Annotated in this window: 14 protein-coding genes, 1 riboswitch and 1 other annotated feature; of the genes, 9 read left to right on the plus strand and 5 right to left on the minus strand. The window is 47.7% G+C overall.

Annotation, left to right across the window (positions count from 1 at the left end; all coding sequences use genetic code 11):
- The first annotated feature begins 10 nt into the window (after positions 1-10).
- A riboswitch (TPP riboswitch) is annotated at positions 11-123 on the plus strand.
- Positions 124-490: 367 nt separating this feature from the next.
- From QP775_RS11670 to QP775_RS11695, 6 genes are all read left to right on the plus strand, one after another.
- Positions 491-1,540, plus strand: a complete 1,050-nt coding sequence (locus tag QP775_RS11670; protein ID WP_239328911.1) for an ABC transporter substrate-binding protein — start codon at positions 491-493, stop codon at positions 1,538-1,540.
- A 99-nt stretch (positions 1,541-1,639) separates the two neighbouring features.
- Positions 1,640-1,933 (plus strand): thiamine-binding protein, encoded by a 294-nt coding sequence (locus QP775_RS11675; protein WP_028543851.1) that lies wholly within the window; start codon positions 1,640-1,642, stop codon positions 1,931-1,933.
- Complete coding sequence (locus tag QP775_RS11680) at positions 1,930-2,706, plus strand: ABC transporter permease (RefSeq protein WP_239328910.1); 777 nt, start codon at positions 1,930-1,932, stop codon at positions 2,704-2,706. Before QP775_RS11675 ends, QP775_RS11680 begins: the two co-directional genes overlap by 4 nt.
- A 13-nt stretch (positions 2,707-2,719) precedes the next feature.
- Positions 2,720-3,598, plus strand: coding sequence for an ABC transporter ATP-binding protein (locus tag QP775_RS11685; RefSeq protein WP_285106183.1), 879 nt, complete (start codon positions 2,720-2,722; stop codon positions 3,596-3,598).
- Between the two features lie 323 nt (positions 3,599-3,921).
- The gene (locus tag QP775_RS11690) at positions 3,922-5,454 is read left to right on the plus strand and encodes an MDR family MFS transporter (protein WP_285106185.1); all 1,533 of its coding nucleotides are present in this window, start codon (positions 3,922-3,924) and stop codon (positions 5,452-5,454) included.
- Between the two features lie 138 nt (positions 5,455-5,592).
- On the plus strand, positions 5,593-6,417 hold the full coding sequence (locus QP775_RS11695) for a TatD family hydrolase (protein ID WP_285106187.1): 825 nt from the start codon (positions 5,593-5,595) through the stop codon (positions 6,415-6,417).
- 165 nt (positions 6,418-6,582) lie between these two features.
- Here the strand turns inward: QP775_RS11695 and QP775_RS11700 are convergent, their stop codons facing one another.
- The gene (locus QP775_RS11700; protein WP_285106447.1) at positions 6,583-7,950 is read right to left on the minus strand and encodes a Na+/H+ antiporter family protein; all 1,368 of its coding nucleotides are present in this window, start codon (positions 7,948-7,950) and stop codon (positions 6,583-6,585) included.
- 379 nt (positions 7,951-8,329) lie between these two features.
- On the opposite strand from QP775_RS11700, the gene QP775_RS11705 reads away from it, so the two are divergent.
- The 3 genes from QP775_RS11705 to QP775_RS11715 all read left to right on the plus strand — a co-directional run bounded on the left by QP775_RS11705 (position 8,330) and on the right by QP775_RS11715 (position 13,190).
- Entirely contained in the window at positions 8,330-9,598 is a 1,269-nt protein-coding gene (locus tag QP775_RS11705; RefSeq protein ID WP_239328902.1) for an MFS transporter, read from the plus strand.
- A gap of 142 nt (positions 9,599-9,740) precedes the next feature.
- Positions 9,741-10,082 (plus strand) — a binding site (T-box leader).
- 70 nt (positions 10,083-10,152) lie between these two features.
- On the plus strand, positions 10,153-11,406 hold the full coding sequence (gene ilvA, locus QP775_RS11710; protein ID WP_285106189.1) for a threonine ammonia-lyase IlvA: 1,254 nt from the start codon (positions 10,153-10,155) through the stop codon (positions 11,404-11,406).
- A 116-nt stretch (positions 11,407-11,522) separates the two neighbouring features.
- Positions 11,523-13,190 (plus strand): glutamine--tRNA ligase/YqeY domain fusion protein, encoded by a 1,668-nt coding sequence (locus QP775_RS11715; protein ID WP_285106191.1) that lies wholly within the window; start codon positions 11,523-11,525, stop codon positions 13,188-13,190.
- Positions 13,191-13,402: 212 nt separating this feature from the next.
- On the opposite strand, the gene QP775_RS11720 is transcribed toward QP775_RS11715, so the two are convergent.
- From QP775_RS11720 to QP775_RS11735, 4 genes are all read right to left on the minus strand, one after another.
- On the minus strand, positions 13,403-14,146 hold the full coding sequence (locus tag QP775_RS11720) for an SDR family oxidoreductase (protein WP_285106193.1): 744 nt from the start codon (positions 14,144-14,146) through the stop codon (positions 13,403-13,405).
- A 366-nt stretch (positions 14,147-14,512) separates the two neighbouring features.
- The gene (locus QP775_RS11725) at positions 14,513-15,340 is read right to left on the minus strand and encodes a tyrosine-protein phosphatase (RefSeq protein WP_285106195.1); all 828 of its coding nucleotides are present in this window, start codon (positions 15,338-15,340) and stop codon (positions 14,513-14,515) included.
- A 436-nt stretch (positions 15,341-15,776) separates the two neighbouring features.
- A complete protein-coding gene (locus QP775_RS11730) occupies positions 15,777-16,895 on the minus strand; it encodes a Gfo/Idh/MocA family protein (RefSeq protein ID WP_239328898.1) in 1,119 nt (372 codons plus the stop codon).
- Positions 16,896-17,003: 108 nt separating this feature from the next.
- Positions 17,004-17,870 carry a sugar phosphate isomerase/epimerase family protein gene (locus QP775_RS11735; RefSeq protein ID WP_239328897.1) on the minus strand — a complete coding sequence of 289 codons (867 nt, stop codon included), beginning with the start codon at positions 17,868-17,870 and terminating at the stop codon, positions 17,004-17,006.
- Positions 17,871-18,060: the final 190 nt, after the last annotated feature.

Consider the following 18,060-nt stretch of genomic DNA (forward strand, 5'->3'; position numbering starts at 1 on the left):
CTTGAATTGAATAGGACGCTAGGGGAGCTGGAATAAGGCCGGCTGAGATTGTATCCCACAAGATACCGACCCTTTCACCTGATCTGGGTAATGCCAGCGTAGGTAAGACGTATGATGGTGTATAGACTAACAGTGAAGCACTGTGAAGCTTGTCAGCGTAATGAGCGAAGCTACATTTCTAAGAGGTTCTTGGTCATGCTCTCCTGAATGGGGAACGCAGTGATCAAGTTTAATCCATCAACCTTAGAGATATTTATCGCTTGTTGCCTGCAGCTACGAGTAAGCTGCTTTATGTTATCGCCATCCTTATAGACGCAGCTGGTAACGCCCCAATATATTGGGGCGTTTTTTAGTATACGCTATATGATACGGCGCTATTGTTATACCCTGTGACAGTTGAAAGTTTGATCGTTCAATGAATCGGTGATGCTGCATACTGCCCTAAAAGGGCAAAATAGGATCAGCTAGAGGACATTAGGAGGGTTACGACATGCAACAAACATCGCGTAAGCGCGGACTCATACTGGCATTGATTATGATGATGACCACTATGCTAGCCGCTTGTGGCGCAGGAACTAACAGCAGCGGTGCGGATCATGGCACCTCTGGCAAAGATGCTGCATCTTCACCTAAGGAGCTGCGCAGCATTAAGATGGTATTGGACTGGACGCCCAATACGAACCATACAGGTTTGTATGTAGCGAAAGAAAAGGGCTTCTTTCAGGAAGCGGGCTTAAATGTAGAGATCATTCCGCCGGGATCTGGCGGATCGGATGCCATGGTTGCATCAGGAGAAGTGCCATTTGGCGTAACAGTTCAAGAGAACATCACGCAGGCTCGCCTTCAGGGTGTGCCGATTGTATCCTTGGCAGCTATTATTCAACATAATACATCTGGCTTTGCAGCACCAAAGGCTAAAAATATCAAAACACCCCTAGACTTTGAAGGCAAAACTTATGGCGGCTGGGGTTCACCTGTTGAAGAAGCTGTTATTCGTTCAATCATGCAGCAAGAGAAAGCGGATTATGATAAAGTCAAAAATGTAAATATGGGAAACGCAGATTATTTTACAGCGGTAAAGAAAGATATCGATTTTGCATGGATATTCTATGCATGGACGGGGATTGAAGCAGAGCTGCGCGGTGAGCCGATTGATATGATCTATGTCAATCAATTCTCGGACAAGTTGGATTACTACACACCGGTCATCGCTACAAATGAGCAGACGATTCAAGAAGATCCGGAGCTGGTAAAATCGTTTATGAGCGCTGTATCTAAAGGATATCAATTTGCAATTGATAAACCAGAGGAAGCAGCAGACCTGCTGCTGAAGGCAGTGCCTGATCTCAACAAAGAGCTTGTGCAGGCCAGCCAGAAGTGGCTAAGTCCTAAATATAAGGATGATGCACCACGTTGGGGCGAGCAGAAGCGAGAAGTATGGGATAATTATATGACTTGGTTAGTAGACAACAAGTTGATGGAGAAGACCATTGATATTGACAAAGCATATACGAATGACTTCTTGCCTGCTTCATCATAAGGCTGAATCATTACTTACACAGTTACCTTCTTACTAAATCAACAGGTGAACAGAACAGCATGATAGCGACCTTATGCTTTATATAAAGGAGAGAGTATGATGGCAAACAGCTTAGTGAGCATACAAATTATTCCGAAGACCCCAAACGGTGAAAATGTCATCCCATATGTAGACAGAGCGATTGAGATCATTCAGCAGTCTGGAGTGAAGCACCAGGTAAACGCGTTGGACACGACGATGGAGGGCGAGCTTAGCGAGCTATTGCGTGTGATCGAACGAATGAATGAGGCGATGATCGAGTTCGGAAGTCCAAGTGTTATCTCCCAAGTCAAAATTTTGTATACACCGTCGGGGATTACGATGGATACGTTAACGGAGAAGTACCGGCCATGAGTCGACGACGTTGGTCGCAAGCAGGGCCGCCCATCGTGGCGGTCCTTTTGCTTATTATCGTTTGGCAGCTTGCCGTTACTATTTTCGAAGTAGGAAAGTGGATGCTCCCAGGTCCAATTGATATCGTAAACGAAGCGATAGCGAGCGCTCCATCTCTCTTAAAGCATACTTGGGCTACGCTGCAGCTGACCTTAATTGGTTTTGGCTGTGGCGCGGTTGTTGGGCTGGTAGTTGCTATGCTGCTCCACCCAATCCCACTCGTGAAGCGTGCCATTTATCCCATTATTATCGTAAGTCAGAATATTCCGACGATTGCTCTCTTGCCACTGCTTATGATCTGGTTTGGTTTTGGACTTATGCCTAAAATCGTAGTCATTACACTGGTCTGTTTCTTCCCGATCACAATCGCGATGATGGATGGACTGATGCAGACGGATCGTACAATGCTTCATTATATGCGAATGGCAGGAGCAACCCGTGCGCAGCTCTTTTGGAAGCTTGAGCTTCCGCATGCAATGCCCGCCGTCTTTTCTGGTCTGAAGATTGCGGCTACATATAGTGTAATGAGCGCTATCGTGGCTGAATGGCTGGGTACTGACAAAGGTATCGGTTATTACATGGTGCTGCAGAAAGCGGCCTTCCGTACGGATCGAATGTTTGTTGCCATTGCTATTGTGGTGCTTATGAGTATTACGATGTTTAGCATCGTGCAAGCGATCGAGCGTCGTGTTGTCCATTGGCAAGCTGCACGATCGCATCAGCGCGATAAGTGAAGGGGGCCTGGATATGAAACAATGGCTTGAAGTTGAAGTTACAGAAGCGCCGCAGCAGATGAAAGCAGACAGTGGGACGCAGCTTTTGCCAACAGGAACGGGGTCAGTGATAACAATAGGCAGCGAGCAAGATGATGCATTTGATCTCGTGCTGCAGGTCGAAGCCGTAAGCGCCAGCTTCGCAGACACAAAAGAGAGTGTGCATGTGCTTGACGACGTAACCCTGTCCGTAGGGCGTGGACAATTTGTTACGATTATCGGTCCTTCTGGATCGGGGAAAAGTACACTATTTCATCTTATCGGTGGATTGATGCGGCCAACTTCAGGGGACATCCTTATCAATGGCACATCGGTTGTAGGTCAGACTGGGCATGTGAGTTATATGCCGCAGCAGCCTGCTCTGTTCCCGTGGCGGACCATCGAGGATAACGTTATCTTGGCCCAAGAGCTGGCTGGACGCAGCAAGAAGGAGCTGCGCCAGGAAGCTCGCCAGTGGCTGGCCAACGTAGGCCTCGCGGGTTACGAGCGGGCGTATCCGCATATGCTGTCCGGTGGGATGCAGCAGCGGGCGGCATTTCTGCGCGCGCTGCTCAGCCCTCATGAGCTGATGCTGCTCGATGAGCCGTTCAGTGCGTTAGATGCGCTCACTCGCAGCGAGATGCAGCATTGGCTGCTTGAGCAATGGGAACGGCACCGGCGCTCAGTGTTATTTGTAACGCACAGCATAGAAGAGGCGCTGCTGCTATCTGACACGATCTATGTGCTGTCGAATCGGCCAGCCCATGTGCTTGAACGAGTGCAAGTGCCGTTTGCACGACCGCGGCAACAAGCATTGACGCTGGATCCTGCTTTTGCAGCGTTAAAGCAGCAGGTAGCCGAAATGCTGCGATAGCAGTAGCCTTCAATTCCATCGCAGCAGCGCCGTATTGTAGCTGTATTTATAGTGTCGTTTAACTAGTCGTCTCCACCACTATGGGATTTTGCAGCAATGAAGTAATTCCAGGATTGACTTAATGGTCAAATGAAAAGGTTAGCATGATGGAGTGTTAGGATGAATCCCTTAGGATAAGGTTATTTTATGACTCCTTAACCTGACTAATGGTTCAATGACCGTGTGGGAAATATGTAATAGTGCGTATATAATGAATGTCATTACATAGATAAAGACACAATGTCATAGACAGCTTCAGTCGAGGTTGAGGAGGAAATGAAACGATGATTAAGAAAGAAAGTGATCTGCGCCCGATTGTACTTGGACTGCTGCTGGGTATTTTAATGTCAGCAATGGACAATACAATTGTAGCGACAGCGATGCCAACGATTGTTGGTGAGATGGGCGGCTTTGACAAGTTTGTATGGGTGACGTCTGCCTATATGGTTGCCACGATGGCCGGTATGCCGATCTTTGGCAAGTTGTCTGACATGTATGGGCGCAAACGGTTTTATATTTTTGGTCTGCTTATGTTTCTGCTTGGCAGTGCTTTATGTGGTACGGCCCAGAGTATTGAAATGCTGGCTGTATATCGTGCTGTACAGGGAATCGGCGGCGGTGCGTTAATGCCAATTGCTTTTACGATTATATTTGATGTGTTCCCACCTGAGAAGCGGGGCAAGATGACTGGCTTGTTCGGTGCGGTTTTTGGAATATCCAGTGTAGCGGGTCCTCTACTCGGTGCCTACATCACGGAGTACTTCGGGTGGGAGTGGGTCTTCTATATCAATTTGCCGTTGGGTATCGTATCCTTATGGCTTATTATGCGATTTTATAAGGAGACAGCTTCTACGTCGAAGCAGCGCATTGATTGGGGCGGGGCCTGTACACTTGTTCTATCTATTGTTAGTTTGATGTTTGCATTGGAACTTGGCGGCAAAACGTATGCGTGGGATTCTTATCCCATCATTGGCTTGTTTGCGTCCTTTGTCTTCTTCTTGCTTGTGTTTCTCATTATTGAAACGAGAGTCAGTGAGCCGATTATTTCGTTCTCCCTCTTTAAGCGGCAGCTGTTTGCAGCAAGCCAAAGTGTCGGTTTTTTCTATGGCGTGGCATTTGTCATCGGTACGATCTACATTCCAATGTATGTACAAGGGGTTTACGGCGGGTCGGCGTCTAACAGCGGTCTGATTCTAACTCCGATGATGGTAGGATCGGTAATTACAAGTTCAATAGCGGGCATAATGGTGAGCAAGACCAGCTATCGTAATTTGATGATTATTTCCGGGTTGTTCTTTACAGCTGGGATGATCTGTCTGAGCACTCTTACACCAGACACTCCTAGATACTTGGTCACCGTGTATATGGTGTTAACAGGACTTGGCGTTGGCTTCTCCTTCTCGCTTCTCAGCATGTCGTCTGTGCATGAACTTGAGTTCAGTCAGCGCGGTGCAGCGAATTCAACTATCTCATTCTCCCGTTCCCTAGGGATGACGATTGGGATCACAGTATTCGGATCGCTGCAGAGCTCGATATTTGCGAATCGGTTGGCCGATATGATGCCGAACGGTGCCGGAGCGCTCGGCGAACTGAACGGCCAAGCACTGCTTACCCCTGAGATGCGGGAGAAGATCCCGTCAGATGTGTATGGCAAGATGACATCTGCACTCGCTTCGTCGATCTCGGACTTGTTCTTGTGGGCGCTCATTCCGGTTGCTTTTGCGCTAGTCAGCATCATGCTCATGGGTAAAGACCGCTTAATTGTGAACAAAGGCGGTACTAAAAGTGAGCAGCAGCCAGTGCAGCGTGCAAAATAAAAAGGTAACATGACGATGGCCGTCCTATAAAGCAGCTGAAAGCAATAGCTTAAAGCGGCTTAGGGCGGCCATTTTACATGGCTGAGGAGATCCTTTGGCTGGCTAGTATATTTGAACACAATAAGGGAGGGCGTTCATATGCCTTCAACAGATATGAACACGAAGCACTTTACAGTCCCGCGTTATGTGGACACGCATATTCATCTGGATATGTATGATGCAGACATGGCTAGTGCGTTCATGAGCGGACTTGGCACGACGGATAGCGTAGAATACGTTGTTGCGGTGTCGATGCATTTGGGGTCCTGCAAGGCTACCGAATTATTGGCGTTAGCCAGTAGCCGTGTTCTGCCGGCATACGGCTATCATCCGGAACAAGAGCTGCCGTCTGATGAAGAGTTGGCAGCATTGTTAAGGTGGATGGATCAACGTCAATCACAGATGTGTGCAATCGGTGAAGTAGGCCTGCCTTATTATCGGCGTGAAGAGGCGTTGACGAAGGGCGAGAAATTTCACCGGGAGCCGTACATGGAATTGCTAGAGCCCTTTGTAAAGCGAGCAGCCGCGTGGAACAAGCCAATTGTGCTGCACGCAGTATATGATGATGCGCCGATTGTTTGTGACATGTTGGAGCAGCACAACGTAAGAAAAGCTCATTTTCATTGGTTCAAGGGAGATGAGAATACGATTCAACGTATGGCTGCTAACGGATATTATGTATCGTTTACGCCTGATCTTTTGTATGAGACGGAGATTAAGCAGCTTGCAGCCCGATATCCCTTGAGGCAAGTTATGACGGAGACAGATGGTCCTTGGCCGTTCGATGGCCCATTTGCCGGACGCTCGACCGAGCCAGGTATGGTAAGGTCTGTTGCAGCGCATTGGGCTGTCCTTCATGGTCTCTCGGAGGTAGAAGCAGCGGAGATATTATATAGCAATGCGAAGCGCTTATATGGGTTTTGAGCAGTTGAGGACATGCATATCTACTGCCTGCGAGTTTCCCTTTTGACGAAAATGTTATAATCGGGAATAAGTTGCAGATGCAGCCCCATACAGTCAAAAAAAGGTCATCATTTTCCTTGAGAGAGAATGATGACCTTTTTTGTGTGGAAGAACATGTCTCCACGTTTACAGCAGCATGGCAGCAATAAAGCCAAAGATGAGCAGTGGCACGTTGTAATGCAAAAAAGTAGGCACACATGTATCCCAAATGTGGTCGTGATGTCCGTCAGCATTAAGGCCAGCTGTCGGCCCCAACGTACTGTCTGATGCTGGCGAGCCGGCATCACCAAGAGCGGCAGCTGTACCAATAAGCGATACGGTTGCCAATGGGCTAAAACCAAGCTTCATCGCAAGCGGCACAAACACAGTTGCGATGAGTGGGATCGTCGAGAACGACGATCCGATACCAAGGGTGACAAGCAGCCCGATCGCCAGCATTAGGATGGCTGCGAACGCTCGATTGTCACCGACAAAGCTGGCGCAAGCCTGGACGAGTGACTCAATGTCGCCTGTTGCACGTAATACTGCGCCAAAACCCGCGGCTGACATCATGACAAAGCCGATGTACGCCATTGAGCGCATGCCGTCTGAGAAGACGCGATCCGAACGATCTCGCGGCATTATTTTTGCCAACAGCAGAATGGCAAGACCTGCGCCTGCACCATAAATCATAGAGCCGGTGCTTAACTGCACCGTAAGCATTACGGCAATGGATAGCAAACCTGCTATCGTCATACGCGTGGAACCTTTCTTGGCGGCTGTAGGAACGGTATCAGCCTGTATCGAAGCATTTTGCCCAGCAACAAATGGATCAGACGTAGTTTGTGAACTCGAATAGTTCCTTGCTTTGCGATACGAAAGAAATGTAGCGATGAGCAAGCCGGCTATCATTCCCATCGCGGGGATGAGCATCGCTCTTGGAAGCATCGAGGCATCCACCTGCAAGCCGTTCTGTGTCATATTAGAAGCTACCGTTTCATGAAAGATCGCGCCAAATCCAACCGGAATGAGCATATAGGGCATAATTAAGCCAAAAGTTAAAGCGTTAGCTATCGCTCTACGATCGATATGCAAGGAGTTAAACAGCCCTAGAAGCGGCGGTATAAGAACAGGTATAAAGGCGATGTGTACAGGTACGACATTTTGCGACAAGCAGGCCATAAATGCGATGGCTAACACAACTGCAAAACGGGTAATATGACCCGTCTGCGCTCCTGCCTGCTTGCGTCCAACTAACAAGCCTGCTCGGTGTACGATGCGCTCAGGCAGGCCGGTTTCTGTTAATGCAGCGGCAAAAGCTCCTAGCAGCGCGTAACTTAGCGCAATAGATGCGTTGTCTTTAAGGCCCTCTGTAAAAACATCAATAGTTGGGGTTACCCCAAGACCACCTGCTAGTCCGGCAGCTACGGCAGATATAAGCATCGCCATGACGATGTGCACCCGGCAAAGACTTAAAGCGAATAAGATCGCTATAGATAACAATACGGCATTCATAGAAGTCACCCATTCATGTTAGGAAATAATCATTTTACTGTGATAACTAATTAAAACATTACCACTTTACCAAATCAACGTACAATGTTTAACAATCAGCCCTCTTGTGGTAGTGAAAATGAGTCTAGACTTACTATTACACCACTTGTTATGTGGCGGGATCGTCCTAATTAATGATAATGCCTTTATCATTATAGAACCCATACCTGTAAAATATGTAAACTAAATCCATTCAAACCATCCTCCAGCCCGATTGTAGCGTGTTATTAATGCAGGTACACTGAATAAAGTTCATGAGATGACAAGATTAGACGAAAAGAAATAGTTGTCTTTAACATTAAAGTTGTTGACCCTATTTCCCATGGAGGAGAGAATTATAATGAGAGCAACAAATCCCCCAGGACACGCATCACCGCTTAGTCTGTTCAAAAACCGATTTGTGCAGGCCATTATGTTAGCGGGATTATTTATGCAATTGGGCATTTGGATTCGTAACTTTGCCGTGCTGCTGTATGTCGTGGAAATGACTAATAAAAATGCGACTGCTGTCTCATTAGTATCGGTGGCTGAATTTGCACCAATCTTTATTTTTTCCTTTATAGGAGGCACATTTGCCGATCGTTGGCGCCCTAAGCGGACAATGGTATGGTGTGACATTCTGAGTGCGGCTTCTGTATTTATTGTGTTACTTACCATTACGATGGGCTCGTGGCAGGCTGTTTTCTTTACGACCTTTGTTTCCGCTATCTTGTCTCAATTTTCTCAGCCATCCTCTATGAAGCTGTTTAAGCATCATGTGCCAGAAGAAATGATGCAGGCAGGGATGTCAATCTTTCAGACGATGAGTGCTGTCTTTATGGTGTTGGGCCCTGGTGTAGGGACACTTATTTTTCAGAAATACGGAATTACGGTGTCCTTGATTGTGACGGGAATTGCTTTCCTGTTATCTGCGCTAGCGCTTACTTTTCTCCCCCAAGACAAAGTGGAAGGAAAACAAACTCAATCCGGCTCTACTGTCGGGAAAGAGTTGGCGGCAGGCTTCCGTTATGTGATGAACAGCAGCTTGCTTAAATCATTAGGCGCTTGCTTTGCACTTGCGGGACTTGCATTAGGCCTCATCCAGCCTATGGCTATATTTTTAGTGACGGAACGTCTTCAATTGCCTGAGTCGTATCTGAGCGTACTGTTAATGGTGAACGGGGCGGCTATGTTTGTAGGTGGCGCGCTGTCAATGGTCTTCGGCAAGAAGTTCAAGCCGCAGCAGATGCTTGCTTTCGGTATGTTAATCAGTAGTATAAGTATGCTGCTTGCTGGGTGGTCGACCGTGTTGTGGTTGACTTTAATTTCTCAACTGATCGGTGGTTTGGTGCTGCCAAGCATTCAAATCGGAATTAGCACGTTAATTTTGAAAAATACAGAGCCTGATTTCATCGGCCGGGTCAACGGTATATTGAGTCCGATGTTTATCGGCTCGATGGTCATAACGATGGCTGTGTCTGGCATTTTAAAAGATGCTTTGTCACTGGTGCCGCTGTACGGGATTGCGGCCACTCTGTTTATTTTAGGTGTTGTGGTTATGATCCCGACCTTGCGTATGCGTGAGCCTGAGCCGACTACAGTGGGGAGTTCGTTGGCAAGCAATGAGTAGGCCATCACGTTGCCGCCCTTGTCTTGAAGAACAGATGGCCACGTGAGAATCGATAGGTCTCTCTATAAGAGATGAATAGCCGATCAACCATTGACTTTTAGTGACCAACGGGCACATAATAGTAAACAACATGTAGGTTGGACTAACATTGGTGACGAGAACATGTACGCTGCGGGAAGCTTCCAGAGAGTCGACGGTTGGTGCAAGTCGATGGCGAACGCATACGTAAATCCTCTCTGAGATGTCACGCCGAAGCGAAGACGATGAAGGCGACTATAGTCGCTTGGCAGCGTCGGATACGAGAGTAAGCGTGGACGGAATCCTCCGTTATCAGGAATGCGCAGAATAGCGCGACCAAGTGCTGCACAGCATAAGATCAGTACAAGCACACGAAGACGAAGGAAGATCGTCTAGTGCGGAATGCTGAACGATAGGATGACGTGCAGAATAAGGGTGGTACCACGAGTATATACTCGTCCCTTCTGGGACGGGTTTTTTTTGTATTCTGACAGAAGAGCTAGAGAGATGAGCGAGCCGAAAGCGAGGAGCTGGACATGGGAACGACAAACGTAATGATGGAGCATATTGTACGCGCACATCACGTACTTAAGGAAGTAATCGTGCGTACGCCGCTGCAGCGTGATCCGATACTGTCTGCAAGATACGATTGTAATGTATATTTGAAGCGGGAGGATTTACAGGTTGTCCGATCTTTTAAAATTAGAGGCGCCTACAACAAGATTCGTCATCTGTCCGAGGAAGAATTGCAGCGAGGTATCGTATGTGCTAGCGCAGGCAACCATGCACAGGGAGTGGCGTTTTCCTGTCAGGCTCTTCGTATTCAGGGCACCATTGTAATGCCTAGTACGACGCCGAGTCAGAAGGTGACGCAAGTAAAGCGGTTTGGCGGCACCCATGTAAATGTGGTGCTGACAGGGGATACGTATGATGATGCATATGAAGCAGCTATGAAAATTTGTGGCGAAAATGGCATGACGTTTATCCATCCGTTTGATGATCCCTATATCGTAGCAGGCAATGGAACAGTTGGGATGGAAATTATGGAGTCGTTGGATGCCCCCGCAGATTATGCATTTGTAACTATCGGTGGTGGAGGTTTAGCTGCTGGTGTGGGGTCTTACATTAAGACAGTAAGCCCGAACACACGTATCATTGGGGTAGAGCCTCAAGGTGCAGCATCCATGAGTGAGGCGCTGTCGCAAAAAGAAGTCGTGACCTTGCAGCATATCGACAAATTTGTAGACGGTGCAGCTGTGAAGCGTGTCGGCCAGCTTCCTTTTGACATCTGCTCACAGGTGCTTGATGATGTGATTCACGTTCCAGAAGGCAAAGCGTGTACAACCATATTACAGCTCTATAATGAAAGTGCGATTGTGGTGGAGCCTGCTGGTTCATTAACGATAGCGGCACTTGATTTGTACCGTGAACAAATCCGAGGGAAAACTGTGGTCTGCGTAGTTAGCGGTGGCAACAACGATATTGACCGGATGCAGGAAATCAAGGAACGTTCACTTATATATGAAGGATTGAAGTATTATTTTACGGTCAACTTCCCGCAGCGTGCGGGTGCCCTCCGCGAGTTTTTGCAGGAGGTACTGGGACCGAATGACGATATTACGCGGTTTGAGTATTATAAGAAGCATAATAAGGATAATGGGGCAGCGCTCGTAGGTATAGAGCTCCAGCACCCGGACGATTATGCGCCTTTGCTCGAACGAATGAAGAAGAAAAACTTGACCTATATTGAAGTCAACAAAGATTCTGTATTGTTTGACTTATTAGTGTAAGCTCATAGTTGAACTGGACAGACGTTACCGTTATATTATGGAGAATAAGCATAATCCTTTGTGTAACATAAAAATACAATTTACCCGTTGTGAGGACATTCAGAAAGGTTGATATTATGGAGAACCCGAATCACACTTCTAACTTTATACGTAACATAGTCGTAGAGGACCTAAAGGAAGGCCGTGTGAATGAGATCATTACACGTTTCCCACCTGAACCGAACGGTTACTTGCATATTGGACACGCCAAGTCGATTTGCTTGAACTTTGAACTCGCCAAAGAATTCAAAGGCCGCGCCAACTTGCGATTTGATGATACGAACCCGATCAAGGAAGACCAAGAATATGTCGATTCCATTAAGCAGGATGTGGAATGGCTTGGCTTTACATGGGATGAGTTAAATTTTGCGTCGAACTACTTTGAAGAAATGTACAATCGGGCTATTGTTCTGATTAAGAAGGGCAAAGCATTTGTGTGCGACCTGAACGCCGAGCAAATTCGGGAGACGCGTGGCACGCTGACAGAGCCAGGGCAGAATAGCCCTTATCGTGACCGCAGCGTGGAAGAGAATCTGGAATTGTTCGATCGTATGCGCAAGGGTGAGTTTGGAAACGGAGAAAAAGTACTGCGTGCGAAGATTGATATGTTATCGCCTAACATTAACTTGCGTGATCCTGTTATTTATCGTGTGTCCCATACGCCACACCACAACACAGGCGACCAATGGTGTATCTATCCTATGTATGCTTTTGCACACCCAATAGAGGATGCTATCGAAGGGATTACACATTCCATTTGTACGCTGGAGTTTGAGGATCAACGTCCATTTTACGATTGGGTTGTTGCAGAGACGGAAATGGAGAAGGTTCCTCATCAATATGAGTTTGCACGTTTGAACTTGACCAACACGGTCATGAGCAAGCGGAAGCTGAAGCAGCTCGTGGATGAAGGAGTGGTAGACGGTTGGGACGATCCGCGTATGCCAACTATCTCCGGCCTGCGCCGTCGTGGCTTTACACCGGAATCGATCCGCACGTTCTGCCGTGAGATCGGCGTGACGAAGAGCAATGGGATTATTGACTCGAAGTATCTGGATTATTTTATTCGTGAAGACTTGAAGCTTAAGGCTCCACGCACGATGGGGATTCTTAAGCCGCTTAAAGTCGTGATTACGAACTATCCAGAGGGCGAAGTAGAGTGGCTGGATGCTGAAATCAATCCAGAAGTTCCAGAGATGGGTCTTCGCCAGATTCCTTTCTCACGCGAACTGTATATTGAGCAGGACGACTTTATGGAGAATCCTCCAAACAAGTATTTCCGCTTGTTCCCCGGCAACGAAGTGCGCTTAAAGCACGCATACTTCATTAAGTGCAACGACTTTGTGAAGGATGAAGCAGGTAATGTGGTGGAGATTCACTGTACGTATGATCAAGAAACGAAGAGCGGCAGCGGGTTCACAGGGCGTAAAGTAAAAGGCACGATCCACTGGGTGGAAGCCACACATGCCGTACCAGCGGAGTTCCGTTTGTACGAGCCGCTCATCTTGGATGAAGCGGAAGAAGCAGAGAGCGAGGGCAGCTTCCTGGATCACTTGAACCCGAATTCGATCGTAACGGAACAGGGCTTTGTTGAGCCGAATATGAAGGATGTCCAACCACAAGATAAATTCCAATTTTTCCGTCATGGTTATTTTAACGCAGATTCGAAGCACACCAAGGACGGCAATATCGTATTTAACTTGATCGTATCCTTAAAGAGTTCTTTTGAACTGCCAAAGCAATAATCTAATCCGGTTCTGAGACAGGGAGTCTGTCGGATATAGATGAACAGGATGACGTCTGCTGTTGGACCTCTAGCAAAGCAGATAAGCACATGAACAGTACCGCCAATCGGCGGTACTGTTTTTGTTATATCAGGTAAGGAAGCAGCTTATTGTACTATTGTGAACCATTTCGGTACGGATATCTCCACAAGCAAGATGCTTCCCTTGCTTGATCAGTGTGATGAGGAGGGCCAAGAGTCGAGCTGTATGGAGTTTATCGCACATATTCGATCCCGAGTAAGTGCAAATGTAATCGATTCGATGACATGGCGGTTGGATATTTGTTGGTCTGCATGAAGATCGCGAGGTGATAGCCAATCCGCATCTAATGGTGACACATCGTCAAAATCAGGCGGGTACACAGCTATGACCCGAATACCTTCTGGCTTTAGCCGATGACGTAGTCGATCGGTGAAGCCGGCTTGGGCGAATTTGGCAGCATAAAATGCTTCATGAGCAGTCTCATGTTGAAAATTAGGCAAGCCGCAAACGGATATAATATTTACAATATCAGCGGCTTTTGATTTACGCAGCAGGGGCAGCATGTGGCGGGTTACCAAGGATGTGCCTAAGGCTGCTGAATTAATCGTATCGCTGATGGCTTCATCGCTGACACTGTCCAGATCACCTTGAAGCCATGTGGCTCCGTTATTCACGACAATATCTATATAATCGGTTTCCTGAGCAACTGCTGTGCAGAAAGCTTGAATTTGTTGTGGGCTGCACAGATCCGCGATAAACGATTTGGGAAGATGTCCAGTTATGGATTGGATCTGCTGACAAGTTTCATTCAGACTTTCCGCTTGGCGAGCCGCAAGAAACAACTCTGCTCCCATTTCTGAAAATCGAATAGCCATAGCTCTACCTAATCCTCTTCCTGCTCCAGTGATGACGATTTTTTTTCCTGCTAAGTCCATGTCTCTTTCCTCCGTCTCAAAACTATTTGTCCTCACCATTAGAAGGGTACACTCTATCCGTGAGAAGTAAGCCAAGTATTAATAAAACGGTCTTGCTATGCTGTCTATAGAACGGTAGTCGACCTAGTATACATTCTAAATATAAATGTTTAGAATGTATAGCTTTGATTTTGGAGAAATCTGCATTTTGTGTGGTGAACAGTGAGTAAGATGGCAAGAGTTATAAAAGGATAGAGTGACGATCACGCATCTTATTAGGACTTCATGACAGCACAGCACAAAAAGCCCATCTCCAGCATGAGCAGGGACGGGAACTAGTTGTAACACCTTCAGTATGTGAAAATGAAAGGGTGTTGTGGCTCCAATTTATGCAGTCAGGACGGTTTTTAATGTACGCAAGTCTTCTTCTTTTAGTCCTACCGCTGTAACGAGATAATGATGCACGCTGTCGTGCTGCTCAAAGATCAGATCTAATGCAGCATTCAGGTAAGACGGACGTGCTTCGATAACTGCCTGCAACATATGATCCGATACGTCACCATAGCTGGACATTTGCGCCCTCGTTTTATTTGCAATGTGCTGCATATCCAAATATTCATTAGTGAGCAAATAATCGTCAAGTACCGTCTCGCGAGGCACGTCAAGTGCAAGCAGAATCAACGCCGCAATTAGTCCCGTGCGGTCTTTGCCTGCGGTGCAGTGGAATAGCAGTGGTGTGCCGTCTGTTTGCAGTAACAATTCAAAGATGCGGCGAATTGCAGCGGTTGATTGTACAAGGGACTGATTTAATGTTACCAGCAGCATATCTGGCTTGCTAAACAAGTGGGCAATCTCTGTCCTGTTTCCTAGATCGTGCGCTTGACGGATAACAGGGCCTGCATGTTCTGGTATTAGCGGGACGTGGATGTTAACCGATGCGGCAAACGGTGGTGTTGGCATCGCAGTGATCTCATCCTGATCACGAAGGTCGCATATCGTACGTACGCCGATTCGTTCGATAACAGCAATATCCTCTGATGTAAGTCCGGAGAGTTCGGCGGAGCGGTACAGCATACCCCATTTGACAGTACGTCCGTCTGTTGTCTTATAGCCTCCCAGGTCACGGAAATTACTTCCGCCTTTTAAAGGAAGAACCCGCATCGGTTGTTCATGCGTCGGTTCAGATGTAGATAAGTCATGTAGTGTCATATTCATTCTGTCTCCAATCTTATGTCTAATAGATGCAGCCCGATTATAGACACCTAATTGTTAGTTTGTATATTGGACGTTGTGGTGGTGGAGCTGCAGTGAGAGCTTGCTATAGCTTATCTCTAATTGTAACCAATACCGAACGCTGCGTAAAATGTAGGGCTGCATCTTCTAGAACCCTAATAACGATTCACTCCTTCGTAGACTACATTTTCTATTCGAGGGAGGAGTGTCGAGAACCTGAATATGTCTACATCAAAAGAAGCGTCTTCGTTTCAAGGACGCTTCTTTTGATGTGTGATACAGTCACCACGTAGTCCAATCGTTGCCACAGCTTGTATTGATCAGGCACTTCTTTTTTGCCGCAGAATGGAGTGCCGCAGCTCGATTTGCCACACTATTTTTCGATTAGGAGCCTAGATTAATGACAAGGCAAACGACGCTACAATTGAAGAGCTGTCGATACGGATAAATCAGCTATCTCGTCGGCTGTCACTTCGCGCCCAAGCTTGCTGGAGAGGTAGATCCCCTCGCTAATGAGCATCGTATCAAGGGCGAGTTGGGCAGTTGGCAGCAGCGGAACAATACCCTGAAGCGCAGCAATCCAATGATGCTGTGAGGAATCGTATGCCCACTCCGTATCCCGCAGCATATGCCAACGGCGGTCCATCGCTTCGAGATCTATCGTTGCATCGAAATCGATGTCGCAGTCTGTGTAATGATAACTCAATCCCTCGGTTCCCTTGGCAGCCGGCAAACGAATCCCCCCTGTGGAACCCATGATGCTGCTTCCTTCAAAAGCTCCCATATGAATGGACCAAGCTTCAATAATATCCAGAGTGATACCGCCTTCAAACTTTACAAGGCCTACACCGAGTTCTTCTACATCGAACTGGCTAATATGGCGTCGTTCGGCGAGCATATCCATTTCTTGATAGGTTTGCCCGCTAATCCGCACAGGCTTGGGAAGCCCAAGTAAATATAACATCTGGGAGATGTGGTATACGCCCATGTCATACATGGCTCCGCCCGAGGCGGTAGTTTTGCGGGTAAAGGCAGGCGTGCCGTAACCATCCACGTAAGGTCGACCGCGGCGCCGATAGCCTGTCGAGCGTGCATGGTACAATCTGCCCAGCTTCCCCCCATCAATGATGGCCTTTGCAGCCTTGGTTTCTTTGGCGTATAGATTGCCAAGTTGTATGTGCAGCAGCTTACCAGAAGTTTCCGCTGCTTCGACCATCGTAATCGCGTCACGATAGGAGCCTGCGATCGGCTTTTCACAGTAGACGTGCTTTCCGGCCTGCAGCGCTTCGATCGCAATGGGCGCATGGAGGTTGTTATGCAGGCAGACGTCGATGGCATCAATGTCGTCACGCTGCAGCAGTTCGCGGAAATCGCTTGTACAATCAGGAATGCTGTAATGAGCGGCTACACGTTCTGCCTCAGCCAGATTCGTATCACATACAGCAACAAGCTCCGCATCCTTTATATTGGAATATTGATCAAGGTGATGCTTGCCGATTTGGCCCACTCCGATAACGGCTATTCTCTTGGCTGTCAAATTGAAGCCCTCCTTGCTTGACGTGTGAGTGATTATATATGCAGATATGCAGCCGTTCCTTGACGGGCCTATCTTGTAGAGACAGTAAGTTTACTCTTTTACTCCGTTTTACTCCGTAGATGAGGACGCCGCTGAAACAGCTGCCTCTAGATGACTCTGCAGTTGTTGAAGCGCAAGAGCGATAGCTGCACGTTGGTCCTGCGGGGCATTGTACTCGACCGCCCAGTATCCTTCATAGCCGGCTTGAAAGAGCGGGCTGAGCAGGGCTGGCGCATTATCGGCTTGCAGCGTCTTCAGATCGACATGCACATGCTTGGTCCAAGGGGTAACCTGCGCATCGCTTGCAAGCGCAAATTGCCGACTGTCCTCCGAGGATCTGTTGCCGCGAGCATAAGATGGCACGGTGTGCTGCCATCTTCCAAGGTGCAGCAATACACCAAAGTTCGGATGGCTGACTGCTTCAGCGATGTTGACGATAGAAGTGGGGTTTAAGGCGAAGCCGGTATGGTTCTCGGGACCAACCCAATAACCGCCTTCAGCAGCCCGCGCAGCATATTCACGGTACCGCATGGCAATGTACGTGAGAGCTTCGTCGGACATGACATCGGAGCCATGCATAACCGCATCAATGCGGACAGACTTGGCGCCAAGCATCTCGGCGGCTCTGAGATGGGACAACGCGTTCTGGTGCAGCGCTTCGCGCACCTCTGGGTCTGGGTCCCATAGATGGGCAGTATCCACTGCAATATTGGCCAGTGTCATCTCACGTTCCTTGAGAGCCTGTGCAATTCGTTGTATCGTATCGTCATCTGCCACCGCCCAGAGCGGCCGCGACGTATCAGCGAAGAAGGCATTCCAGAGATCGATTGCCTGAAGTCCGAATTGCGTATGAACCGTCTCTATATAAGAGAAGACATCCATTTTCCCTTCCACGCGTAAATTGTTAAAAGAAAACCCGCCAATCGATATGTTCATAGTTGAACCTCCTTCGGAACCTATTTATACAATATGTCACATCATACATTCGAGCGTAGCAGATAATAAGCAACAGAACAAAGCTCATCTGCAAGCAAAATGATACCGTTTACATGGGGATTATTGCCTTGATCTCAATATAACGCCCTCAGGCTGACTTTTCTATATATTCGCAGCATGTTTTGTATGT

The sequence above is a fragment of the Paenibacillus sp. UMB4589-SE434 genome (assembly GCF_030226685.1).
Classification (GTDB): domain Bacteria; phylum Bacillota; class Bacilli; order Paenibacillales; family Paenibacillaceae; genus Paenibacillus_B.